Origin of the sequence: Brevibacillus sp. HB1.1 (genome assembly GCF_013332445.1) — a bacterium.
Taxonomy (GTDB): domain Bacteria; phylum Bacillota; class Bacilli; order Brevibacillales; family Brevibacillaceae; genus Brevibacillus; species Brevibacillus porteri.
The window spans coordinates 412,676-435,812 of record NZ_JABMIV010000004.1; the positions used below are offsets into that span (position 1 = coordinate 412,676).

The 23,137-nt window shown below is 46.7% G+C and carries 24 protein-coding genes and 1 riboswitch; of the genes, 10 read left to right on the plus strand and 14 right to left on the minus strand.

Features of this window, described 5'->3' with window-relative positions; translation table 11 throughout:
• Positions 1-81: 81 nt before the first annotated feature.
• From HPY27_RS14430 to HPY27_RS14470, 9 genes are all read right to left on the minus strand, one after another.
• Positions 82-1,437 carry an MATE family efflux transporter gene (locus tag HPY27_RS14430; RefSeq protein WP_174225295.1) on the minus strand — a complete coding sequence of 452 codons (1,356 nt, stop codon included), beginning with the start codon at positions 1,435-1,437 and terminating at the stop codon, positions 82-84.
• A 135-nt stretch (positions 1,438-1,572) separates the two neighbouring features.
• Positions 1,573-3,057, minus strand: a complete 1,485-nt coding sequence (locus HPY27_RS14435; protein WP_174225296.1) for a lytic polysaccharide monooxygenase — start codon at positions 3,055-3,057, stop codon at positions 1,573-1,575.
• Between the two features lie 236 nt (positions 3,058-3,293).
• Complete coding sequence (locus HPY27_RS14440; RefSeq protein ID WP_174225297.1) at positions 3,294-5,003, minus strand: adenine deaminase; 1,710 nt, start codon at positions 5,001-5,003, stop codon at positions 3,294-3,296.
• Between the two features lie 18 nt (positions 5,004-5,021).
• A complete protein-coding gene (locus tag HPY27_RS14445) occupies positions 5,022-6,083 on the minus strand; it encodes an ABC transporter ATP-binding protein (protein WP_017252585.1) in 1,062 nt (353 codons plus the stop codon).
• 15 nt (positions 6,084-6,098) lie between these two features.
• Positions 6,099-6,887, minus strand: coding sequence for an ABC transporter permease (locus HPY27_RS14450; RefSeq protein ID WP_174225298.1), 789 nt, complete (start codon positions 6,885-6,887; stop codon positions 6,099-6,101).
• A gap of 5 nt (positions 6,888-6,892) precedes the next feature.
• Positions 6,893-7,714 (minus strand): ABC transporter permease, encoded by an 822-nt coding sequence (locus HPY27_RS14455; protein WP_007724617.1) that lies wholly within the window; start codon positions 7,712-7,714, stop codon positions 6,893-6,895.
• A 26-nt stretch (positions 7,715-7,740) separates the two neighbouring features.
• The gene (locus HPY27_RS14460) at positions 7,741-8,670 is read right to left on the minus strand and encodes a nucleoside hydrolase (RefSeq protein ID WP_106833504.1); all 930 of its coding nucleotides are present in this window, start codon (positions 8,668-8,670) and stop codon (positions 7,741-7,743) included.
• Positions 8,671-8,857: 187 nt separating this feature from the next.
• Positions 8,858-9,931 carry an ABC transporter substrate-binding protein gene (locus tag HPY27_RS14465; RefSeq protein WP_069849860.1) on the minus strand — a complete coding sequence of 358 codons (1,074 nt, stop codon included), beginning with the start codon at positions 9,929-9,931 and terminating at the stop codon, positions 8,858-8,860.
• Between the two features lie 197 nt (positions 9,932-10,128).
• A complete protein-coding gene (locus HPY27_RS14470) occupies positions 10,129-10,485 on the minus strand; it encodes a hypothetical protein (protein ID WP_015893853.1) in 357 nt (118 codons plus the stop codon).
• 220 nt (positions 10,486-10,705) lie between these two features.
• Positions 10,706-10,808, plus strand: a riboswitch (SAM riboswitch).
• Positions 10,809-10,910: 102 nt separating this feature from the next.
• On the opposite strand from HPY27_RS14470, the gene HPY27_RS14475 reads away from it, so the two are divergent.
• The 7 genes from HPY27_RS14475 to HPY27_RS14505 all read left to right on the plus strand — a co-directional run bounded on the left by HPY27_RS14475 (position 10,911) and on the right by HPY27_RS14505 (position 16,397).
• The gene (locus HPY27_RS14475) at positions 10,911-11,741 is read left to right on the plus strand and encodes a MetQ/NlpA family ABC transporter substrate-binding protein (RefSeq protein WP_174225299.1); all 831 of its coding nucleotides are present in this window, start codon (positions 10,911-10,913) and stop codon (positions 11,739-11,741) included.
• A 42-nt stretch (positions 11,742-11,783) separates the two neighbouring features.
• Positions 11,784-12,821, plus strand: coding sequence for a methionine ABC transporter ATP-binding protein (locus HPY27_RS14480; protein WP_174225300.1), 1,038 nt, complete (start codon positions 11,784-11,786; stop codon positions 12,819-12,821).
• Complete coding sequence (locus HPY27_RS14485; RefSeq protein ID WP_174225301.1) at positions 12,821-13,483, plus strand: methionine ABC transporter permease; 663 nt, start codon at positions 12,821-12,823, stop codon at positions 13,481-13,483. Before HPY27_RS14480 ends, HPY27_RS14485 begins: the two co-directional genes overlap by 1 nt.
• A gap of 149 nt (positions 13,484-13,632) precedes the next feature.
• Positions 13,633-14,067, plus strand: a complete 435-nt coding sequence (locus HPY27_RS14490) for a hypothetical protein (RefSeq protein ID WP_017246620.1) — start codon at positions 13,633-13,635, stop codon at positions 14,065-14,067.
• A complete protein-coding gene (locus tag HPY27_RS14495) occupies positions 14,055-14,348 on the plus strand; it encodes a YxcD family protein (protein WP_174225302.1) in 294 nt (97 codons plus the stop codon). Before HPY27_RS14490 ends, HPY27_RS14495 begins: the two co-directional genes overlap by 13 nt.
• Before the next feature lie 359 nt (positions 14,349-14,707).
• On the plus strand, positions 14,708-15,571 hold the full coding sequence (locus tag HPY27_RS14500; RefSeq protein WP_017246622.1) for an ABC transporter ATP-binding protein: 864 nt from the start codon (positions 14,708-14,710) through the stop codon (positions 15,569-15,571).
• A 169-nt stretch (positions 15,572-15,740) separates the two neighbouring features.
• The gene (locus HPY27_RS14505; protein WP_017246623.1) at positions 15,741-16,397 is read left to right on the plus strand and encodes a DJ-1/PfpI family protein; all 657 of its coding nucleotides are present in this window, start codon (positions 15,741-15,743) and stop codon (positions 16,395-16,397) included.
• Between the two features lie 86 nt (positions 16,398-16,483).
• Here HPY27_RS14505 and HPY27_RS14510 read toward each other — a convergent pair whose 3' ends face one another.
• The 5 genes from HPY27_RS14510 to HPY27_RS14530 form a co-directional block, all read right to left on the minus strand.
• Positions 16,484-17,473, minus strand: coding sequence for a siderophore ABC transporter substrate-binding protein (locus HPY27_RS14510; RefSeq protein ID WP_035290734.1), 990 nt, complete (start codon positions 17,471-17,473; stop codon positions 16,484-16,486).
• Positions 17,474-17,577: 104 nt separating this feature from the next.
• Positions 17,578-18,336, minus strand: a complete 759-nt coding sequence (locus HPY27_RS14515; RefSeq protein WP_017246625.1) for an iron ABC transporter ATP-binding protein — start codon at positions 18,334-18,336, stop codon at positions 17,578-17,580.
• Positions 18,333-19,274 carry an iron chelate uptake ABC transporter family permease subunit gene (locus tag HPY27_RS14520; RefSeq protein ID WP_017246626.1) on the minus strand — a complete coding sequence of 314 codons (942 nt, stop codon included), beginning with the start codon at positions 19,272-19,274 and terminating at the stop codon, positions 18,333-18,335. The genes HPY27_RS14515 and HPY27_RS14520 overlap by 4 nt, the downstream gene beginning before the upstream one ends.
• Positions 19,271-20,224: an ABC transporter permease gene (locus tag HPY27_RS14525; protein WP_017246627.1), complete on the minus strand. Its 954-nt coding sequence runs from the start codon at positions 20,222-20,224 to the stop codon at positions 19,271-19,273. The genes HPY27_RS14520 and HPY27_RS14525 overlap by 4 nt, the downstream gene beginning before the upstream one ends.
• Before the next feature lie 250 nt (positions 20,225-20,474).
• The gene (locus HPY27_RS14530; protein ID WP_017246628.1) at positions 20,475-21,239 is read right to left on the minus strand and encodes a DUF4097 family beta strand repeat-containing protein; all 765 of its coding nucleotides are present in this window, start codon (positions 21,237-21,239) and stop codon (positions 20,475-20,477) included.
• Positions 21,240-21,439: 200 nt separating this feature from the next.
• Between HPY27_RS14530 and HPY27_RS14535 the strand changes: the two genes are divergently transcribed.
• The 3 genes from HPY27_RS14535 (at position 21,440) to HPY27_RS14545 (ending at position 23,112) form a co-directional block, all read left to right on the plus strand.
• On the plus strand, positions 21,440-22,111 hold the full coding sequence (locus HPY27_RS14535; RefSeq protein ID WP_174225303.1) for a Crp/Fnr family transcriptional regulator: 672 nt from the start codon (positions 21,440-21,442) through the stop codon (positions 22,109-22,111).
• Positions 22,112-22,200: 89 nt separating this feature from the next.
• A complete protein-coding gene (locus tag HPY27_RS14540) occupies positions 22,201-22,563 on the plus strand; it encodes a carboxymuconolactone decarboxylase family protein (RefSeq protein WP_069849882.1) in 363 nt (120 codons plus the stop codon).
• A 192-nt stretch (positions 22,564-22,755) separates the two neighbouring features.
• Complete coding sequence (locus HPY27_RS14545; protein WP_017246631.1) at positions 22,756-23,112, plus strand: response regulator; 357 nt, start codon at positions 22,756-22,758, stop codon at positions 23,110-23,112.
• The last annotated feature ends 25 nt before the right edge of the window (positions 23,113-23,137 follow it).

The window sequence follows — 23,137 nt, forward strand, 5'->3', positions numbered from 1 at the left end:
ACCTAGTGTAAACGGGGCTTTCATTCTTCATGCAAAAAGCGGAAAACCCCCACATTAGGGATTTTCCGCTTATCTGTTTCCTTATGAATGGCTGCGAATCATGCGTTTCTGTAACGACAGCAGACGTCCAAAAAGGAAGATGGCACCGGCAGCCAATCCCGTAATCAGACCAATCCAGTATCCGAATGCTGTAAGCGAAGTGAATTTCGCCAAAATGTATCCCAAAGGCAAGCCAATCACCCAATAAGATATCAGCGCAACGATAAAGGTAACGGTCACATCCTTGTACCCGCGCAGTACCCCTTGAATAGGTGCTGCGACGGCATCAGAGATCAGGAAGAGGATCGAGTACATCAAGAAATGCTGGGCAAGCTCCAACACCTCGATGTCGGTCGTATAAAAACCAGCTACCTGCTTGCTAAACATCAGCAAGCTGATCCCGAACAAAAGGGCGATCCCAAGAGCGATACCTATCCCCAAATAACTGTACTGCTTTGCGTCCCGGAACCTTTTGGCTCCGACCTCAAAGCCGACGACAATCGTCAACGCCATGGATATGCTCAATGGCACCATGTACAGGAAGGATGCGAAGTTCATCGCTGCCTGATGCGCAGCAATCGTAATCGTGCTGTATTCACTCATGAACAAAGTGACGGCCGCAAAAATGCTAACCTCACAAAAGATCGAAAATCCGATGGGAAGCCCCAGCTTCAGCAACTCTTTCCATGCTTTCATCGAGATCCGGTGAAAATGGGAGAACAAACCGAACTCAACAAATGGGTGTACGCGATTCACGACAAACAGAGTAATCAGCAAAATACACCAGTATGTGATGCCAGATGCAAGCCCGGCACCGATTCCACCCAGTCGAGGCAAACCAAAGTTACCAAAGATAAGAGCGTAGTTTAAAAAGACGTTAATCGGCAACGAAAGCAGGGTAATGAACATCGTTACTCGCGTCTGTCCTAATGCGTCAATAAAGCAACGGAGCACCGTATAAAGAAACATCGGGATAATTCCAATAGCGATTGCATGCAGGAAGCCGCGAGCAATTGTACGCACCACAGGCTCCAATTGCATCCAGTTCAGGATCGGATCAAGCACCAAACCACCGACGATGATGACACCGATCGCAATCCCCACACTCAAATATAAGGCCTGCATAACCGTGTAAGGCACCTGATCTCGTTTCCCTGCCCCAACCATCTGTGCAACCATCGGCATGACAGCCATCAAAATCCCCGTCAAGCCTGCTTGAACAGGTGTCCATAAACTAGCCCCGATCGCTACCCCCGCCAAATCTGTCGGACTAGCATGTCCAGACATGATGGTATCAGCGAACGTCATCGAAAACAGCGCCAGTTGTGATATCAAGATTGGAAGCAAAACAGCCAAAAACTGTCGCCATTTTTCTTTTAGCGAATAGGTTTCATTCATTTTTCATTTCCTTCTAACCTTATAAGATGGGCTTATCATTCAAATTATAAGTATATCAAAACAAGTAGGAATCGGCAAAATAGTGGCTGCACTTACACAAACAAAGCCCAGGCGGATCACCTGGGCTTTGCACCATTATTCAACCAGCTTCCATACATCGGCTTTCCCTGGCTCTTCGCCTTTGGTCCACCATTTTGCCTCATAAACCTTGTCTCCGTAGTTCACTTGCGCTCCGCCATCATACGCTTTGCCGGAATCCCACGACAGTACGACATCGCTCACCAGTTTCCACGCATCGGAATGGTCTGGCTTTTCTCCAGTTACCCACCATTTTGCTACGAATTCCAGTCCATCATACAAGACGCGGTCGCCCTGTACATACACAGCTGAGGAATCCCACTCGGCGATTTCACCTGGTACTTCAGGCTTTTTCTCCTTTGTGCTTGCAGCAAAAGGTGCACTCTCTTCGGAAATATTTCCTGCGGCATCAACTGCCTTGACTGTATACGTATAAGATGTTCCTGCCGTTAATCCTTTATCGACAAAGGAAGGCTTTTCAACTGTCCCTACGCGGGAACCGTCACGGTACACCTCGTATTTCACCACACCAACATTGTCACGGGAAGGACTCCACATCAGGTCGATTTCTGTCTCTGTTGGATTGTGCGTCATGATTCCTGCTGGTGCAGTCGGCGCTTCTGTATCCACGATATCTTCTGCTTTTGTGCGAACAGTTAGTGCCTTGCTAGCGTTAGACTCTTTCCCTTTGCTATCAACTGCCACAACGGTATAGCTATAAGCCGTAGCAGGCGTCAAATCTTTGTCCGTGTATGCTGTTTCTTTGGTAGATGCGATTAGTTTGCCATCGCGATACACGTCGTACTGCTTGATTCCGTCAGTTGCCACGGATTTTGTCCAGCCAAGCTCAATGCTTGTAGTTGTTTGTGATACAGAAATCACATTACCTGGAACGGTAGGCTTTTCTACGATACCTGTTCCATTGTTAATCAAATTCACGTCAATTGCCTGGTAAAAGGCCATGCCCGTATCGGCAATTTCCCAAACACCCAAAATAATGTGGTAACCGCTACGATCTGTCGGTACATTGCACGAATGCGTTACCGTGAATGGAGGTCTTTTCCCTCCGTCCTGGAATGAGCAGAACAGTTCCAGATCAGCTCGGGAAAGTGGCTTGTTTGGATTCCAATCTTTTTTCGTGATGTAATATTTCCACTCCGCTGTACTATGCGGGGCTGTCAGATTCCACGTAAACGAATTTTGTCCACCCTGCAAGGTAATCTTGGTCCAGCGATCTGCTGTTTGTGTGTAAAGCTCAGGATAGCGACCTGCACCGGTAAATTCACCATCGGCAGGACCAGATTGGGGGAACGAACCGATGCCCTCAACGCTTTGCGGTTCATACTGAATTTGACCGCAGCCTGTGTTTTGCCCCGTCTTACACAAGTAAGAACGACTCGCTGGCGATTCGATGTACCCGTGTGCCGAGGCTTTCTCAGCAAACACGAGAGTAGCTGCGCCTGCCACCAGCATCATAGCCAGCATGAACAAAAGCGACAGCCCTTTACTGAACAGTGTGTTTCTCAACCCTACGTTATCCATTTATTTATCTCCTCTTTCCTGGATTAGGATCGAATACCATGTTACAGAAAATTTTTCCAGTCTCCCAGATTCTGAATACCTAAACCAAAACCTACCAAATACCCGAATTCCAGTAAGAAAATAGGGAGATGATTCAGGAATGTATACCTATGCATGAAAATTTATATGCTTCTTCCGGGACTATTAGATCAAAAAAAATTGCTTGCCGAAAACTTTCTTTTCAGCAAGCAACTTTTTTACATCAACAGCAATGGAACTATTTTCCCGTCGTTAACATCGATCAACCCCAGATCCGTCAGCTTCAAGGCTGGACTGACCGGTAAGGAATGCGTGCTGATCGACATGATCGGGTTGTAGTGATCGTAACCGAGCGACTCCATAGCACGGCGTAGTTGTTCGACTTCCTTTGCCGTTTTTTCCAATGGTTCCTCTGTCAGAATGCCTCCGACTGGCAAATGAAGACTCGCGATCACCTTGCCATCCTCGACCACGTAAAAGCCGCCCTGGTTGCGAATGACTTCATTGGCTGCGACCATCATATCGTGCGGATTGTGTCCGACAACCAAGAGATTGTGGTTGTCATGCGAATAGCTGGTGGCTACCGCCCCTCGTTTGATCGTATCGCCGCTGATCAAGCCATAGCCACGGTTACCGTTTTTGCCATAGCGTTCAAAGACGGCGATCAAGCCGTACGGGCTCTCCTCCCACAAGAGTTGTCCTTCCTGCACCTCAGCGATTCCACGGTGATCCTCTGTAAAAGTAGAACCGTTTTGAACGAGCATGACCCGGCATGGATAACGATTGTCCGGCACCTCTACTGTGACGCGGAAGTCCTGCTCTGTAAGTGGTGATAGCTTGATGCTCTCATAAAAATGCGCAGGAAACTGCTTCTCTTTGACTACTTGTCGGTACTCTTCCTTGACGTCATAAGCTTTCTTCCCATTTTTATAGACGCGTTCGATCTTGAGTTCATGCAGATCAGACAGCAATAGGAAGTCCGCTTTTTTGCCGGGAGCTATCGCCCCTCGATCCGCCATGTTCATACGTCTAGCTGGGGTAAATGTACTCGCGTAGATTGCGCGCTCTGGCTGCATGCCCATTTGAATAGCTTTTTTCACAATATGGTTCAAATGTCCACGATTGACCAAAGAATCGGTCATCACATCATCCGTCACAAAACAAAAATGCTCAGAAACATCTTCCTTGATCAAATAGTCCATGACTTCATCCGTCATCGATTTTTCTTGAATCTCTAGAAACATGCCCGCTGCGATTCTCGCTACCATGCCCTCACGTGTCTGATGCGTATGATCGGAGTCCACTCCCGCATAAATGACGCGATGAAGGTCCAAATCAAGCAATTTCGGGACGTGCCCCTCGATGACGAGCTTTGGATACGTCTTGCGGATATGCTCCAGGATGCGATTCGTCTTGCAGTCAGGGTCCTTGATGATGTCTACGTAATTCATGATTTCGCCAAGGCAAATGATCTCTTCAGAACGCAAGAGCTCGTCCATGTCTGCAATCTCGACAGACCCACCTGTCGTTTCCATTGAGGTTGCTGGTACGGAGCTCGGGATCGCGTACAGCATATCAACGACACAATTACGGCTCGCACGAATCATCTCTTTGATCCCTTCGATTCCGAACACATTGGCCATCTCATGCGGCTCCGGTACGATCGTCGTCACTCCGTTTTGAATCAAACCATAGGAAAACGTCTCCGGCGTCACCATCGTGCTCTCAATATGCAAATGAATATCGACCAGACCAGGAATCATGTAGCGGCCTTGTCCGTCCACGATCTCGGCAGCTTCAAATGTTTCCGTACTCCGCTCACCAATATAGAAGAATCGTTCATCCAAAACAGCGACGTTTCCTTTGATGAACTTTTTAAAATAGCTGTTAAACACTTGGACGTCTTGAATCAACAAATCGACCTTCACGTAAATAACCTCCTGTCTTTAGTCCACGAGTACCACTTTGTCTTTCGGAAACAGCAGATTGACGTTTAGGCCAGTCTTGTACGGCGTCTCCATCTCTTGATTGACCGTGAAGTCACCCAACTCTGTTTCCACGACATATTGATAGCTGCGTCCCAAAAACGTGCTTACCTTTACCGTCCCGCGCAGACGGTTCATTCCCAGCTCGGTGCTCTCTTCTGTCGTCACGAGGAGGTCATCTGGTCGCATTGCGCATTTTTTACCGGACGGATTCGCCGTACCCGGATTTTTGGACGCGGTAAAATGATGGTCACCGACACGCAGGCCGATTTCTCCGTTCTGCTCAGTACGCTCTGCGAAGTCGATGAAGTTGGTAAAACCAATAAAGCGAGCAATAAACTCTGTCTTTGGATATTTGAAAATCGTGGCTGGATCGTCGAGCTGCTCGATCACGCCCTTGTTCATGATCGCCACCTGATCTGAAATGGAGAAACACTCCTCCTGGTCATGCGATACGTATACTGTCGTAATGCCCAGCTCCTGCTGAATGCGACGGATTTCTACGCGCATGTTGATCCGCAGGTTGGCATCGAGGTTACTGAGCGGCTCATCGAACAGCAGCAAGTCGGGCTGAATCACCAGTGCCCGCGCAATCGCCACGCGCTGTCTTTGACCACCAGACAGTTCCTTCGGGAAACGCTTTTCATAGCCGCCGAGACTCACGACTTCGAGAATTTGCTGTACCCGGGTCTTTACCTCTGTTTCATTGATCTTGCGCAGGCGCAAACCGAATGCCACGTTATCGAATACAGAAAGATGCGGAAACAGCGCATAGCTCTGAAACACAAACCCGAAATTACGCTTATTGACCGGAACGCGCGTATAATCTTTTCCTTCAAACATGAACCGGCCATCTTTTGCTTCGAGAAAACCCGCAATCAGGCGCAGCGTCGTCGTCTTTCCGCAACCGCTCGGACCGAGCAAAGAGATGAGCTGTCCTTTTTCGATATTGAGATTGAAGTTTTGCAAAATATATTGATTGTCATAGGCAACCGATACGTTATCCAGCGTGAGCAATGCCATGAGTTGATGCCTCCGTTATCGTTTTGTAAAGTAGGAAAGCCCCATCAGACGTTCAATGATGAACATGAGAATAGCCGTAAGAATCATGAGCAGCACGGAAATAGCGGCGATCGTTGGATCGAAGTTGTTTTCTACGTACGTCAGCATCTGGATCGGCAGCGTGCTTACTCCTGGTCCTGTCATGAAAACAGAGATATCTACGTTGTTGAACGACTCCAGAAAAGCGATCAGAATCGCAGCAATAATTCCGGAGCGAATATTCGGCAAGACGACTTTGAAAAAGGTTTCGAGACGACCTGCCCCAAGGCTTAAAGCCGCTTCTTCAATGGCGAAGTCAAAGTTGGACAAGGATGATGCAATGACGCGAATGATAAACGGAAGCATCAGCACCGTATGACCGACGAGAAGTCCCGCATAAATCGGCAAATTGTACACGACAATGACGTATTTCAGCATGGCAAAGCCCATCACAATACCCGGAATCAGGACAGGTGAGATGAAAATGCCATTCAAAATGCCCTTGCCGCGAAAATCAAAGCGACTGAGCGCATAAGCTGCCGGAATCCCCAATAAGAGCGCCAAAAGATTTCCGAGCAAGGAAACGAACATCGACGTCTTGAATGTCGTCATGAACATTTCTACATTAAAAATGTTTTCGTACCACCGCCAGGAAAAGCCCTCCGGCGGAAACTTCAAGACGCTCCCCGGCTCAAACGACGTAAAAGAAATGATAATGAGCGGCCCTAGCAAAAACAGAAAGACGAGAGAGGTAAACAGGGCCATCCCGCGATTTTTCTCCTGCATAGTTTCTACCCCTTCGGATTTAATTTCGTCGCCAGCTTGTTCATGAAATAAATGACGACAAATGTAATGACAATCATGATCGTGGCAATGACGGATGCCAAATGCCAATCATTAAGCGTAATCGCATTTTGATACAAAAACGTGGAGATGACCCGCTGTTTTCCACCTAGCAGGGCCGGCGTGGTGTAGGCGGTCAAGCTTCCGACAAACACCAGAATGCTACCAATGATGAGTCCCGGTACACTAAGTGGCACAATGACCTTCCAGAAGGCAGTCAACTTGGAAGCACCCAAGCTCTCCGCCGCCTTCAGCAAATCTGGGTCGATGTTTTCCATCACCCCTACCAGCGTAATAATAATCAGCGGCAGGAACAGATGAATCAAACCAATCATCATCGCAGTCGGCGTATACAATATTTCCAACGGCTTATCGATGAGCCCGATTGCAAGCAGCGAGCTGTTCAATAAGCCCTTTTTTCCGAGAATAATCATCCAAGAGAACGACCGCACGACAGAGCTGGTCAGCAAAGGAAAAATCGCCAATGCCAGCAGGATGCCCTTTTTGCGTGGGCCTAGCTTGGAAATGTAGTACGCAGCAGGGAAACCGATCAGGACACACGCAATCGTCGTGACCAGACTGACCTGCAGCGTCGTCAGCATAATTTTCAGGAAGTACGCGTCGGTAAGAAATTGGAGATAGCCTTGAATCGTAAAGCTACCATCTTGATAAAAGGTGGACGCAATCGTCATCACAATCGGAATGACCATGAACAGCGTCAAAAACAGCACACCCGGCAACAGTAATAAATAAAGACCCGTTTTTCTCATCTGATTAACTCCTGTTCACGGTATCGTCAGGCTTTCAATGCGCCGATAAAACGCGCAAAGAACGCATCTGCATCTACGTCCAGACAGACGTTTATGTTCGGTTCTTTTTGTAGGCGGTTTTGAAAGTCGCAAACCGTTTGCCCATCACACAGCTCACTTCTCGTTTCGATATCTACATACAGCTTCTTGGTCGCCACCAGCTTCGGATCGAGTGCGACTGCGACAGCCAATGGATCATGCATGGCGCACGCATAGATGCCATTTCGTTGAAAATAACGATGGAGGTAGTCAGACGTACTCTGTCTTACGTACTCGCCCATCGGTGTATCTCCTAGCTCACGAATATGCTCCTCGTTCAGCAGCACTCTTCGCGTCACATCCAGTCCAACCAGCGTCAATTGTGGGAATCCGGCATGAAACACAACCTTGGCCGCCTCTGGATCGACGTACATGTTATACTCCGCAACCGGCGTCACATTCCCGTGCTCGCGGACCACTCCACCCATGAAAATGACTTCCTTGACGTGTTGGACAAGCTCCGGGCATTTTTTCACCGCCAGTGCCAAATTGGTCAGCGGTCCCGTCATGATGAGCGTAATCTCGCCGGAATGAGCGAGTACGTTTTCCACGATGAAATCAGGAGCAAAGCCAGCAGTTGGCTCCTTGTAAACCGGAACACCTGCCAGAGCACCGCCCAAGCCATCTTCCCCATGCACGGCATGCTCGAAAAACAACGGCCGCAGCAACGGTTCAGATGCTCCACAGACGACAGGGATTTGCTCGCCGACTTGCAAGAAATCGAGAATTTTGCACGTGTTTTCTGTGGCTTTTCGCAGCGACACGTTTCCATTCACCGTAGTAATGCCCACCAAATCGAATTGCCCGCTCTTCACAGCGAGAATGATGCCAAGCGCATCATCAATGCCCGTATCCACGTCAAGAATGATCTTTTGCACGAGTGGTCCTCCTCACGTTCATTTCTCATAAGAAAACTTCTATCGAGGCCTATTCAACGTGGAGCGACCGCGTTTTAGCGGAATGTTTTCATGCGCTCCGGAATTTATTTTATAAATTCCTATACGTTGAAAAACGAGGGTATATCCGAAATTGTCTATACCCTCGCCCTTGTTTTTCTATCGCTCGTTATTGCGTGATTTCACGATTCCAACGGTCAATCCATGCTTTAGAGTGCTCGTTAACGAATTTCATGTCCATCATACGCAGCTTGCTTACGGTTTCTTCCCCGTACGTTACGCCTTTTGCTTCTTCTTCTGTCAGTTGAACCGTTTTGTTTACAGGGGAATCGATTTTTGCTTTTGCTGTTTTTTCCTGAACTTCCTTGCTCAGCTGGTAGTTGATGAAGTCTTCTGCGAGTGCTTTGTTTTTCGAGCCTTTTACGATGTTAACCGTATTCATGACCGCATATCCGCCGCTTGCAGGTTGTACGAAAACAGCTTCCGGAACAGCGGCTTTGATGTCTTTGAAGTACATTTCCATGATCGGTCCTACGCCGATTTCTTCTTGTCCAAACATGTTCACGTATTCGGAGGTCTTGTCGTAGAACTTCACTACACCTTGGTTAACTTCTTTCATTTTCGCGAAGGCTTGATCCTCGTTAAATTCCTTGCTGCCCGCTATCTGGGAAGCACTGTCGAGAACCATTGGGCCAGTTGTGGACGTAATGCTTGGCAATGTCAGCTTGCCTGCCAGTTCTGGGTTCCACAAGTCTTTCCAATCCTTGATCTCGGTTTTCACGAGTTTTGGATTGTAGGCAATCCCGAATTGGCCAATCGTGTAAGCTGGACCGTACTCCTCGCCCAGTGGTGCTTTGGCAATATCATAGATTTGATCCAGATTCGGGATGCGGCTGCGGTCGATTTTTTCAAATGCGCCACTCTCAATCCCTTGCTGTGCATAGTAGTCAGAGAGGTAGATCAAGTCTACATCGGAGCTTCCTTGGCGAATTTTGTTCAGGCGCTCTGCATTGTTCCCGATTTCCAGTACGATTTTCACGTTATGTTCTTTTTCAAACGGCTCATATACTTCTTTGCGGAAAAAGTCTTCAGAGAAGCCCCATGTGGAGATGACCAGCTTTTGTGGCTCACCCTTGGCTTCGCCGCCAGCCCCACCCGCTTGTGGTTGATCATTGCTGCCACAGCCAGCGAGAGCCAGTGACATCATAGAAAAAGACAGGATTCCAGCAAGTAATTTTTTCATCGTAATTCTCCTCCAGTTGGGTTCATTTGATGACAAAATATGGTGGTACAATAAAAAGAAAAGTACCCTTGATTAGAACGTATCATTCTAAACAAGAGCACTTTTCTTCGTAAACAAAGAGAAGTGACACCCGTTTTTACGCAAAGTCTACGGTCTCCCCTTAAGATAGATCAAAAGAGAAAATCCGAACGATTGCGTCAGGTATTCAGTTCTGATTCAGCTAAAATAACATTCGTGATCGCCCACTGCGTAGGCGCATCATAGTCCCGTAGCACGGCTTCCAACGGCAACCCCATCTCTTCCTCCAGTCGCTCTCTCAGTCTCTTCTTATAAAGAAGGGACATGCGAAAATCGACTTCGAGCTTGAGGGCCGGCGCTTCTCCTTCCAACGCTTGTGAGCGCGGAGAGCGGCGATGCTTGGCTTGGAACGTAATCATCTGGTTTTCAATCGTGACTCGGAGCAAAGTCGTTCCAAATCCGAACAACTCTTTTGCTATCTCATTATAGATGGCAGACAGCTTTTTTCTGGTTTCATTGGAGTCCACTAGAGTCATGTCATCACCTGCGATAGCTGGTATCGGGTTCATTCGCTCTCATTATACATATGATTTTTTAATTCTTCAATATAATATTCGTATTTTGATCAATTTCACATTTTTCCACCAAGTCATTCGTTTGCAAAAACAGTTGACACCTAAAAATTCAGTCGTTATAATCCAACTATCCAAATAAGAATTAACAACAATGTTTGGAATGATAATTTCATAGCACATTCTCTTATGAAGAGAGGTTGAGGGACTGGCCCTATGACACCTCGGCAACCTATCGCAAACGATACGGTGCCAAATCCAGCGGAATTTATTCCGACAGATAAGAGAGGTATTGTTGCAGTGTGGTTACATACTCGCAGTTTTCGCCTCTTCTGTCGGAAGAGGCTTTTTTCTTTTCCATCTTACATCCAGAGAAAAGGGGTATTTTCATGAAAAAGACTGGTCTACTGCTCACTACACTACTGCTCGCTGCATCGTTCGTAACGGCTTGCGGCGGTAAACAAGAAACTGCTCCTGCTAACGGTGGCACTTCTGCTGAACAAACCTCACTCAAAGTGGGCGTCACTGGCGGCCCGCACGAAGAGATTCTCAACAAAGTGAAAGAAGTCGCCAAAGGCAAAGGACTTGAAGTCGAAGTCGTCGTTTTCAACGACTACGTACAGCCGAATCAAGCTCTCGATAAAGGAAATCTCGATGTAAACAGCTTCCAGACCATCCCGTTCTTGGCGAAGTTCAATCAAGATCATAAAACAAAAATTGTCGAGGTCGGAAAAACCGTCACGTACCCGATGGGCCTGTACTCCACCAAGCATAAAAAAGTCGAGGACATCCAGGCAGGCGGCGTTGTCGGCATTCAAAACGACCCAACCAACCGAGCACGCGCCCTGCTGCTCTATCAGGCAGCTGGCTTGATTAAGCTCAAAGATGGCGTGGGCGACAATGCAACGCCACTGGACATCGTGGAAAATCCAAAAAATTTGCAATTCAAAGAGCTGGAGGCTGCTTTCCTGGCACGCTCGTTGAGCAACGTAGAGGTAGCTTCGATTAATACGAACTTCGCAATGGAAGCTGGCTACTCCCCGAAAAAAGATGCGATCTTCGCTGAGACGGCTGACTCTCCATACGTGAACATCTTGGCAGTCAACGAAACCAACAAAGACAACCCAGCTATCAAAAAACTGGTAGACATTTACCGTTCGGAAGAAGTGAAAAAATTCATCGACGAACGTTTTGAAGGAGCTGTACTGCCGTCCTGGTAAGATCGACGCCAGGAACATCAAGAACAACAAGGAGAACTCGTTATGATACAGCTAACCGATATTCATAAGTCGTATCAAGTAGGAAACAAGCAGGTAGAAGCATTGAAGGGCGTATCCCTTCAGGTAGAAAAAGGGCAAATCTACGGGGTTATCGGCTTTAGCGGAGCGGGAAAAAGTACCCTGCTCCGCACCATCAACCTGTTGGAGAAGCCGACCAGCGGTTCTGTGATCGTCAATGGCCACAACATGCTGACCCTCAAAGAAAAAGAGCTGCGGCAAGCTCGCAAAAAGATCGGGATTATTTTTCAACACTTCAACCTGCTCTCTTCCTATAATGTCTTTGACAATGTGGCGGAAATCTTGCGGATGAATCGCGTCCCCAAAGATGTCATTAAGCGCAAGGTAGAAGACCTTCTCGGCTTGGTTGGCTTGTCTGATAAAGCAAACGCTTATCCTTCTCAGCTATCCGGTGGACAAAAGCAACGGGTGGGTATCGCTCGTGCACTTGCGACTGATCCGGAAATCCTGCTCTGTGACGAAGCGACTTCTGCTCTCGACCCGCAGACGACTGAATCGATTCTGGAGCTGTTGCTCGACATCAATCGAAAGTTCAACCTGACCATCGTGCTCATTACGCATGAAATGCAGGTCATTAAAAAAATCTGCGACCAGGTAGCCATCATGGAAAACGGTGTCGTCATCGAGCAAGGCTCTGTTCTGAATGTTTTCAGCAATCCGCAAGAGCAAACGACACGTAATTTTATCAAAACGGTTTTCGACGATCAGGTACCACAGGAGATTTTGTCCAAGATAAAAGAAACCGGACCCGTTTCCAAAATTGTTCGCGTTGCCTTTCGCGGGGATGCCGCTCTCGATCCTGTTCTAGGAACACTCTCTGCACGTTTTCCGATTAGCACCAATCTGTTGTACGGCTCGATTACGACCATTAAGGGAACGGCGCTCGGCATTTTGCTTTTGCACATTTCTGGTGAAGACCAGGCCATTCAGGATGGCATTCGCTTCTTGCGTGAATCCGTCTACCGCGTAGATATTGTGTCACCAGAGGAGGTGCGGAGTTAATGGAGCGTTTGATTGAAATGATTCCGATATTCGGACAATCCCTACAAGAAACCGTCATCATGGTTGGGTTTTCATTATTCATTGCGACATTAATCGGGATTCCGCTCGGGATTTTGTTAGTCATCACACAGGCGAATCACCTTTTCCCGAACAAAATCATCTATCACACCCTGAATACGATCATCAACATTGTGCGCTCGCTGCCTTTTATTATCCTGATGGTTGCGATCATTCCTTTTACGGAGTTGATCGTGGGCACTTCTATTGGGATTGAAGGAGCAATTGTGCCGCTCATCGTCTATACGTCGCCTTACATCTCACGCTTGATGGAAACGGCCCTGCATGACGTCGATCGTGGCGTTATCGAAGCGTACCAAGCGATGGGCGCATCCCGGACGCAGATAATTTTTCGCATCATGCTGCGCGAAGCACGGCCTGGCATCGTCCTCTGCCTGACGATTGCGACGATCGGCTTGATTGGCGCTACGGCTATGGCGGGCGCAGTCGGTGCTGGTGGGCTTGGCGATCTCGCCTTGCGCTACGGCTATCAGCAATGGGACATCGAAGTCATGATCATTACTGTCGTTATTCTCGTCGTCTTGGTCCAGCTCATTCAATCGCTGGGTAACTGGGCAGCCCGAAAACTGAAAAAGAGTGCGTAAAACGAAGAACCCCTGACATGATCGCTTGTCAGGGGCTTTTTTGTAGGTATTTAGACTGATCGTCACTGAAAGCTCGTTGGAATTTCGTCCGATATTCATGTAGACTTATATATACAAGTCATTAAACTGAGAGGGGCTACTCAAATAACATGAAAAAACTCATCATGATGTTGGTTGCCGTAATGCTCGTACTCGCTCCGGCCGGAGGATTCATTGATCATGCCGACGCGAAAGGCTATAAGTCCGGGAAAAAATCCTTCAACTCTAATACGGCTCCTACGAACACGCAAACGCCTAACAAAGCTGATACAAATGTAAATGCTTCAACAAATAAAGGTACAACAACAACTCCTGCTGCTACAGCAAGCAAAAGCGGCGGATTCATGAAAGGTCTCATGATTGGTGGTCTGGCTGGTTTGCTGTTCGGATCCCTGTTCGGTGACATGGGTATCCTGGGCTCCATCCTTGGCTTCATGATCAACCTGATGGCGATCCTCGCTGTGATTATCCTGATCCGTAAAGTGATCGTCTACTTCAAAACCAAGCGTGAGAAAGAACAGGAACTGAACGCATGGAAAAGATAACATTTTCCGAACAAGATATCATTAATGCGATCTGTATTCACGCAGCCTACAAAAAGCAGTTGAAGCCACAAGACATCTCCGTCGAACTGATGTGGGACGAAGAATACGGCTTTTCTGCTGAAGTACACTGGATGGATCGCCAACAAATCTTCATCGAGATGAATATGATTGAAGCGATTCGCTACTATCTGGAGACCCAGATGCAGCGCAACCCTTATTCCGCCGGTATCGAGCTGGTATTGGACGACAAACACGGGATCATCGCTCATATCACCTACTAACACTGGATAATCATTTGTTAACCCAAGGCCAATTTGTTCACGCATGTGAGCAGGTTGGCTTTTTACTTATTGAATTTGACCTCATTACGTTATATACTTTATCTTAGTGAAAATGATTATCATTACTACGATTAATTATAATTCGTGTTCAAAAAGTCGTCTTTTCAGCACCGAGAAAGTGGCGAGAACCTGAAGAAGGAGGAGCGGAGTGTAGGGAACCTACATGAGCACCGGACTTCGAAGGTGAACGCCAATTTCGATGTCGAATACGCTCTCAGGACTACTGCGTGATCAAAAGACGACTTTTTGAACAACCTCGTTACAGGTACATACTTTGCTTAAAAAGGAGTTGGCCCATTGTGGAGCGCTTATACACGCAAAAGCTGGACATCGGATACGGTGAGCTTTCCATTGTCAAAGACTTGAACATCAGCATTCCTTCTGGAAAAATCACTGCACTGGTCGGTGCAAACGGTTCTGGTAAATCGACGATCCTCAAAACTCTCGCCCGGATTATGAAGCCAACAGGCGGACAAGTATTTTTGGACGGAAAATCGATCCACCAGCAATCGACCAAGGAAGTCGCCAAGCAACTGGCGATTTTGCCGCAAAACCCAACCGCACCCGATGGCTTGACCGTGTCTGAGCTCGTTACCTATGGCCGCTTCCCCCATCAAAAAGGCTTCGGCTCTTTGACCAAGGAAGATAAAGAGATCATAAGCTGGGCGATCTCCATGACCGGCATGTCCGATTTCCATGATCGTCCGGTTGACCAACTATCCGGCGGTCAGCGCCAACGCGCATGGATTGCCATGGCTCTAGCGCAAGGAACAGACATCCTGTTCCTGGATGAACCTACGACCTTCCTGGATATGGCTCACCAGTTGGAGGTTCTCAAGCTCCTACAAAAGTTGAATGACGAAGAAAATCGTACGATCGTCATGGTCGTCCACGATTTGAACCACGCAACCCGTTATGCACAGCACATGGTTGCAATCTCTCGCGGTACCGTTGTCGCTGAGGGAAGCCCTGCTGAAGTCATGACGCCTGAGATGCTGCGTAAGGTATTCAACATCGAAGCAGACATTCTAATTGATCCTCGCACGGGTGTACCGCTCTGCCTCCCTTATGAGCTGTCTCATGCAGTAGATCAAAAGCAACCAAGCGAAAACACTACCCAACCTGTTTACACGGAAGAGCGCAAGCTGGTTGGAGCCAGATAATTGTTAGATTCCGCAAGCAAAAGGCCGGTTTTCACCACGTTTTATGGTGTAACCGGCTTTTTGCTATACCTACTTGCAGTTAGTCACAACTCCGACATACATATACCCCGTATATGTATGTTAGTATTTGTTTGCAAGAAAATTATCCCATTTCAAAGGAGAGATCATCATGAAGGTTGCCATATTGCTTTTCGACGGCATCACCGCTTTAGATGCAATTGGTCCATACGATGTATTCGCTGCTACGCTGAAATGTGAAGTGAAGTTTGTCGCTAAGAAAAAAGGGTTAATCAAGCTTGACTCCAATATGGGCTATTTACATGCCGATTACAGCTTCTCTGAAGTTACTTCCGCTGATATTCTTGTTGTTCCCGGTTGCAGTCCGCCCAATTATAAAACCCCTATGAATGATGAAGAAACTCTACAATGGATTCACCACATACATGAAACAACGAAATGGACTACGTCTGTTTGCAATGGCTCTCTGATCTTGAGCGCCGCAGGCTTGTTACATGGAGCTGTAGCCACCACTCATTGGGGGTCCTTCGAACTGCTCCAATCCCTTGGAACCACTCCAACAGAGGAAAGAGTCGTTCGTCAGGGCAAAATCGTTACAGCGGCCGGTGTTTCCTCTGGTATCGACATGGCACTCCAATTAGTTGCATGGGAATTGGGAGAAGATATGAGTAAAGGAGTCCAATTGATTTTGGAATACGATCCCCAGCCACCGTTTGACTCTGGTTCACCTAAGAAGGCACCTGCTTTATTGGTAGAACAAATCAGAGGGATGTTACAGGAGTTTGCAAAACGGGAGCCCCGGGTATAAATCAGCACGTTTTAAAAAAATGAAAAGGCGACAGCCCAGGGAATGTCTTACTCCCCTCGGCTGTCGCCACTTTCTGTTCTAGCCTCTTACCACTTAACTTCTTTCAGAACTTCGTCTGCCATGCCAGCGGTAGATACCAATCCGCCACCAGACAAGTACCAGTTGCTAGAATCCAGGTAAATGATGTTGCCAGTTTTGAATGCTTTCGTGTTCTTAATCAGGTCGTTTTCTACAGTTTGCTGTGTAGAAGTAGACACTTCTTTATTCTTGGAAATCGCGTTGCCACGATCAATTACGAACAGGTAGTCTGGATTTTTTTCTGCGATATATTCAAAGGAAACGCTTTGACCATGGTTTTCTACAGAAATGTTTTTGTCTACAGGCGTAAATCCGAACTCACCGTGCAGGATACCAAAACGGGAACCAGCGCCGTAAGCGTTCAGCTTGCCTTCGTTAACCATAACGATCAGAGCAGTCTTGCCGCTTGCCGTTGCTTTTGCATTCAATTCCTTGATAGATGCATCAATTTTGCCCAACTCTTCTTCTACTTGTGCTTCTTTACCGAAGATGGTACCCAATGTTTTCATGTTCTCTTTGAAAGATTCCATGTACTTCGCATTGTCTACACCCATGAAGATGGTTGGAGCAATTTTGTTCAGTTCTTCGTAAGCATCTTGTTGACGTCCAGAAATGAAGATCACATCTGGTTTCATTGCATTGATTTTCTCAAAGTCTGGCTCTTTCAAGCCACCAACGTTTGTGTATTTCGCATCTTTGAACTTTTCCAGGTATGCAGGAATGCTGGAAGACTGTGCAACACCCGCTACTTCGATACCCAATTTGTCCAAGGAATCCAGAACACCGTAGTCAAATGCTACAACGGTTTTTGGATTCTTTTTCAGTTTTGCTTCACCCAATTTATGCTTGATCGTAACTTCTTCGGATGTTTGTGCAGCTTCAGGTGCTTTTGTTGCGTCTGCCGCAGGTGTTGCAGGAGCGGCGTTATTGGAGCCGCATGCAGCTGTGAATACAGCCAACAGTACTGCCATAAACAGCATGAGTAATTTTTTGTTCACTTCTCTCACCTCTATATAGAATGTAAAAGTATATAAAATTATTGATAGCTTGCTGATGAAACCCCCGGCAGGCCATCAAAATTTTAACGATAGGAAAATGGAGCTTACGCGAAATAGACACAGATTTTATTTTCTTCAATGTCTTCGATATGGATATCCATGTCATAGACATCTTTCAAGATCGGTCGTGTGATGATCTCGTCTGTAGTGCCTTCCTTCACGACCTTGCCATCCTTGAGAGCGACGATATAATCCGAATAGACGGAAGCGAAGTTGATATCGTGAATGACAATGACAACTGTTTTGCCTCTTTCGTCTACCAGACGTCGCAGCACTTTCATGATCTGGACGGAATGCTTCATATCCAAATTGTTGAGCGGCTCATCCAAGAGGACGTATTCCGTATTTTGAGCGACAACCATCGCGATGTAAGCGCGTTGACGCTGACCGCCACTCAACTGGTCGAGGTACTTGTGTTGAATGTCCGTGAGCTCCAAATATTGGATAGCCTCGTCTACATACTTCCAATCCTCTTTTGTCAAATTGCCTTGTGAATACGGGAAGCGACCAAAGCTGACCAGCTCACGAATCGTCAACCGCACCGTAATGTGGTTCGATTGCTTGAGAATCGAGATTTTCTTCGCCAGCTCACTGCTCTTTGTCTGTCCAATCTCCTGACCCTCAATGAAAACCTCGCCTTGATCCTTGGTCAACAGGCGACTAATCATCGACAGCAGCGTACTCTTTCCGGCCCCATTGGGTCCGATAAAAGACGTGATTTTCCCCTTGGCAATCTTCACAGAGACATTTTCCACGACATTTTTGCTACCATACTGTTTTGTGACATTCCGGACTTCTATCACGCTTTATTCTCCTTTAACAGAAGATAGATGAAGTAAACCCCACCAATAAAGTTGACGATGACACTGAGCGTCGTGGAGAACGCAAGTACACGCTCCACAATCAACAAACCGCCAACCAGTGCAATCACACTGATTAAAGCCGAGCCCAGCAGCAAGTATTTATGCTGATAGGTTTTCATAAACTGATGGGCGAGATTCGCTACCAACAGTCCAAGGAAGGTAATCGGTCCAACGAGCGCTGTCGCGATTGATACGAGAATGGCAATGACGATGAGAAACCGCTTGATGACAAAATCGTACGGAATCCCCAAATTGATCGCCTGATCCCGACCGAGTGATAACACATCCAAGTACTTGATGTATCGCCAGAAGTAAATCATGATTCCGATGACCAGAACAAAGCTCGTAATCAACAGGTCTGTTTTTACATTGTTGAAGCTGGCGAACATTCGGTCTTGCACAACCAAAAACTCATTCGGATCAATCAATACTTGCATGAACGTGGACAAACTGCTGAACAATGTGCCCAAGATCAATCCGATGAGGAGCAGGAAGTAAATATTTTGCCCTTCCCTTTTAAACAGGAATTTGTAGAGCAAGCCTGCGAAAAGCACCATCCCACCTGTCGAGATTAGAAAGTTCACGTTGTTGTTCATCAAGGTGAAATGGGTGGAGCCAAACACAAAGATCACAAATGTTTGGATGAACATATAGAGCGAATCGAGGCCGATGATGCTAGGCGTCAAGATTCGGTTGTTCGTGATTGTCTGGAAGATCATCGTAGAGAAGGCGATGATGCAACCGGTTAAAATGACGGCAAGAATTTTCTTAGCCCGCCGAGGAAGGACATAATCCCAGTTGCCACCGGCGTCAATCATCATAAAAATGGCTATCAAAGCAATGGCCACAATCGACAGGGCACCTATCTTCGCTTTCATTGTTCATATGCCTTTCTTCTCATGAGTAAGTACACGAATATCCCGCTGCCTATGACCCCAACCATCAAGCCGATGGAAATCTCGTATGGGAAGATGATGAGGCGTCCCAGGATATCACAAGCAAGTACAAACACCGCGCCAAGCAAAGCGGTATGAGATAAGCTTTTTTTCAGGTTATCTCCCAGGTAGATCGTAACCAGGTTGGGAATGATCAGCCCCAAAAACGGGATTGTCCCTACCGTGAGAATGACTACCGAAGTTACACAAGCGACGATGACCAATCCAATGTTGACGACATGCTTGTAGTTCAACCCGAGGTTGATGGCGAACTCTTCACCCATTCCCGCAATGGTGAACTTGTTCGCATACAAGTAAGCGATAATCACCAGCGGAATACTTATGTACAAAAGCTCGTAGCTGCCTTTCATAATGGTGGAGAAATCTCCATGCAACCAAGCAGACATGTTTTGCATCAGGTCATGCTTATAAGCGAAAAACGTCGTGATGGATCCGACGATGTTGCCAAACATCAGTCCCACTAACGGGATGAAAATGGAGTCTTTAAATTTGATTCTTTCAAGAATCTTCATAAAGACAAAGGTTCCAAAGAGAGCAAATGCAAAAGCAACGAGCAGCCTCACCCATGAGCTCGCATCAGCGAACACCAAGAGTGAAACCAATATTCCGAATCGAACGGAGTCCTCTGTCCCTGCTGTCGTCGGAGAAACGAACTTGTTTCGGGTCAGCTGCTGCATGATCAATCCGGCGATACTCATGCTGATCCCTGCGATGATAATGCTGATCAAACGCGGAATCCTGCTAATCCACAGCACTTGCACTTTGTCATCTGTGAGATTGAACAAATCCCACGGAGATATATCTTTCACGCCAATAAAAAGTGAAACGAACGATAGCAAAATAAGTGCTACAACCAAATATCTCTTTTTCATCGCGTCCCTACTCTTCTTACTTTTTCCTGGAGTAATGTTCCGTATTGACTCGAGTATTTACGAGAGAGAATAATTCTCATCATCATTAATAAAGAGATTCATTCTCAATTAGAACTACCTTTGTTATATTAGCACTTCTTTATCGGAAGGGAAAGCTTTTTTTCATTAGTCGACTAATTTTTCCCTCAACCTGTCAAAATACCGACAAGAACAAGAAAACCGTCAGGGCAAAAACCCTGACGGTCCTGATTTATTTAGATGTGTACGAGCCTTTTATGTTTAGAACGGTTCGCTCTCCGCTCCCGTCATTCTCAATTCGTACATTTCCTTCGACAGTATCAATGACCATGTCGCCGCTTTCGTCGGATATCTTTATGTCGCCCTTATGATTTCGAATAACCATATCGCCGGATTGATCGTGAATCTCTACATTTCCACCCGTATTTTCCATGAAGATATCACCCGAGTCATCCTCGATCAGTTTGAGGGCAGACGAATCCTTGATCGTAATGTCACCGGACTGATCGCGAATCTCTACCTCTCCGTTCGTATTCGTTAATTGAATATCACCGGAGTCATCCTCAATCGTGATCTTTCCTGTTAGATTCGTCATGTCAATATCTCCTGATCCATCAGTAAGGGCTATCGGCAGCTGGGCAGGAACGATTACCGTTAGCGTCATATCCACATAGTTAACACCGATATCTGTGTTTATTTCGGATCGTAGTGTTGCGGTATTCCCATCCTTCTCGAGTGTAAGGATGATTTCTTCGGGTTTGACATTTTTCGATTTGATATCCGCCTCTACATGAATCACGGTTGCTTTTTCATCACCTTTGACGATCAAATCGCCTGAATCCGTAAGAATCTTCAACGTCTCGATGGACTCCGCAGGTAATTCAATCTGTCTTTTTTCTTCATCAATCTTGATCACGTTATTGTTGATCGTGCATCCGGCCAAACCGATTCCTACAGCGATGAGACCTACTCCTATCCACTGTTTCATTTGTTTCATTTTTGTTTCCCCTCGATACTGGTTATTTTTACAAGATAAGTTCTATATCATCGTAGCAAAACAGCGTAGAAGAGAAATCAGGCTACAGCGTTGTACTCTCGTCAGTCTGCAGACGGATATTCCATTGTATAGATCGCGTCTTTTCCCTACACTATATGTATGAATATTTTACCAATTAAGTTGCCGCGGAGGGTAAAACAATGGACTTGAATCGAATCCACTTTGTGAAGGATGCTTTTCCGTGCTTTTCCCTTGTTCCGGAAGCCGCATGGCGCCATCCTGACATAACAGTGGAACGCTTTTCTCCCCAGCTTACGATGCAACAGGGTCATCTGTTTGCCCACGCTGCTTTTGTATTGTCAGGCAAGGTCCGCATCTATATCATCAGCGAGTCAGGACGCGAGGTTACGTTATATCGGGTACAGCGCGGGGGAGTCTGTGTCCTCATGATGGCAAGTATTTTAGGCGAGACGGGCTATGAAGCGTCCGCACAGCTAGAAGAGGAAACCGAGCTGCTACTTTTGCCTGTAGATGTCTTCAAAGAATGGATGGATCGCTATAAGGACTTGCGTCAATTTATTTATCGAAACATGATCAACCGAATGGTCTCCGTCACGTCTCTGGTCGAAGATATCGCGTTTAAGCCGATCAACGCCCGCATCGCCGAATTATTGCTCCGTCGTACCACAGATTCTAGCAACCACCTATCGATTACCCATGAAGCGATTGCCATTGAACTCGGGACTGCCAGAGAAGTAATCAGTCGGTCACTCAAGGAGTTTGAGAAAGCCGGATGGCTTCAGTTAGGACGAGGCCGAATCGCTGCTATTCGCCGTGATGCCCTCCAGGAAAACCTTTTTCCTGGTGATTAGTGAGAATGGTGAGTAAGTTACAGAAGCAAGTATCTTCCCTCTCTACAATGAAGTCGTAGCCACTACCCATGGAATGGAGAGGATGTTTCATGTCAAAAGCACGTTCGTATTATGAATCAGCAAATTTGTCGCATATCCCTGAATTAATGAAATTGGCCCCTGAGGCTGCCGCTTCTTATTTTTCTCTCGAGCGACAAATCTACCAGCAATCCCACCAGCTCCCGGTCAAAACGAAAGAGTTGATTGCCATTGTGGTCGCTCACGTGACTGGCTGCCCCTACTGCATCGATGTTCATGTCAAAAAGTATAAAGAGCTAGGCGGCACCATGGAGGAAATAATGGAGGCTCTACTCGTTGCCGCAGTGACACGTTCCGGTGCCATCTTAAGTCATGGGGTCAATGCCTTGCTCGCCTATCGTGATGCTCCCGGCAAGCCAGATTGCTTTTGCTAACCCAACTATATCAACCGTTTGGAAAGTAAAACAAACGAATCCAGTTTCATCACGAACTGGAATTCGTTTGTTTTTTTATATGTTCATCCACACTTTTTATGATCAAATGATTGCGACATTTTTCCTATCAGTGTTATGGTAAAAGTAGACTACTTACTAAGAATAACTAACCGTTTCGATACAGGAGGTTTTATGGCTCGTATCCTGATAGCAGACGACTCCCTTGTAGTACGAGATTACATGAAAATCATTTTGGAACGGGCGGGCCATCAAGTCATTGCAGAAGCAACAAATGGATTGGACGCCTATCAAAAGTATGCGACCCACCTCCCCGACGTGGTGACGATGGATATCAATATGCCAGGAATGAATGGCATAGATACTGTCAAAAAGATCATCGGCACCTTCCCCGACGCCAACATCATTATGGTCAGTACCAATGGATTAAAGCCGCTCGTTTTTGAAGCAATCAACGCTGGAGCGCGCCATTATATTCTAAAACCGATCGATGAAGAACGACTTTTGGCTTCCATTACGAATTCTCTTTAGTCGATCAAACAAAAAACTGAGGCAC

Excerpts from the sequence above, each read along its gene's own strand:
- HPY27_RS14455 (WP_007724617.1), bottom strand. The coding sequence starts at position 7,714 with ATGAGAAAAACGGGTCTTTATTTATTACTGTTGCCGGGTGTGCTGTTT.
- HPY27_RS14470 (WP_015893853.1), bottom strand. The coding sequence starts at position 10,485 with ATGACTCTAGTGGACTCCAATGAAACCAGAAAAAAGCTGTCTGCCATC.
- HPY27_RS14450 (WP_174225298.1), bottom strand. The coding sequence starts at position 6,887 with ATGCAGGAGAAAAATCGCGGGATGGCCCTGTTTACCTCTCTCGTCTTT.
- HPY27_RS14445 (WP_017252585.1), bottom strand. The coding sequence starts at position 6,083 with ATGGCATTGCTCACGCTGGATAACGTATCGGTTGCCTATGACAATCAA.
- HPY27_RS14540 (WP_069849882.1), top strand. The coding sequence starts at position 22,201 with ATGTCAAAAGCACGTTCGTATTATGAATCAGCAAATTTGTCGCATATC.
- HPY27_RS14535 (WP_174225303.1), top strand. The coding sequence starts at position 21,440 with ATGGACTTGAATCGAATCCACTTTGTGAAGGATGCTTTTCCGTGCTTT.
- HPY27_RS14475 (WP_174225299.1), top strand. The coding sequence starts at position 10,911 with ATGAAAAAGACTGGTCTACTGCTCACTACACTACTGCTCGCTGCATCG.
- HPY27_RS14490 (WP_017246620.1), top strand. The coding sequence starts at position 13,633 with ATGAAAAAACTCATCATGATGTTGGTTGCCGTAATGCTCGTACTCGCT.
- HPY27_RS14530 (WP_017246628.1), bottom strand. The coding sequence starts at position 21,239 with ATGAAACAAATGAAACAGTGGATAGGAGTAGGTCTCATCGCTGTAGGA.
- HPY27_RS14435 (WP_174225296.1), bottom strand. The coding sequence starts at position 3,057 with ATGGATAACGTAGGGTTGAGAAACACACTGTTCAGTAAAGGGCTGTCG.
- HPY27_RS14465 (WP_069849860.1), bottom strand. The coding sequence starts at position 9,931 with ATGAAAAAATTACTTGCTGGAATCCTGTCTTTTTCTATGATGTCACTG.
- HPY27_RS14505 (WP_017246623.1), top strand. The coding sequence starts at position 15,741 with ATGAAGGTTGCCATATTGCTTTTCGACGGCATCACCGCTTTAGATGCA.
- HPY27_RS14480 (WP_174225300.1), top strand. The coding sequence starts at position 11,784 with ATGATACAGCTAACCGATATTCATAAGTCGTATCAAGTAGGAAACAAG.
- HPY27_RS14430 (WP_174225295.1), bottom strand. The coding sequence starts at position 1,437 with ATGAATGAAACCTATTCGCTAAAAGAAAAATGGCGACAGTTTTTGGCT.
- HPY27_RS14485 (WP_174225301.1), top strand. The coding sequence starts at position 12,821 with ATGGAGCGTTTGATTGAAATGATTCCGATATTCGGACAATCCCTACAA.
- HPY27_RS14525 (WP_017246627.1), bottom strand. The coding sequence starts at position 20,224 with ATGAAAAAGAGATATTTGGTTGTAGCACTTATTTTGCTATCGTTCGTT.
- HPY27_RS14545 (WP_017246631.1), top strand. The coding sequence starts at position 22,756 with ATGGCTCGTATCCTGATAGCAGACGACTCCCTTGTAGTACGAGATTAC.
- HPY27_RS14520 (WP_017246626.1), bottom strand. The coding sequence starts at position 19,274 with ATGAAAGCGAAGATAGGTGCCCTGTCGATTGTGGCCATTGCTTTGATA.
- HPY27_RS14495 (WP_174225302.1), top strand. The coding sequence starts at position 14,055 with ATGGAAAAGATAACATTTTCCGAACAAGATATCATTAATGCGATCTGT.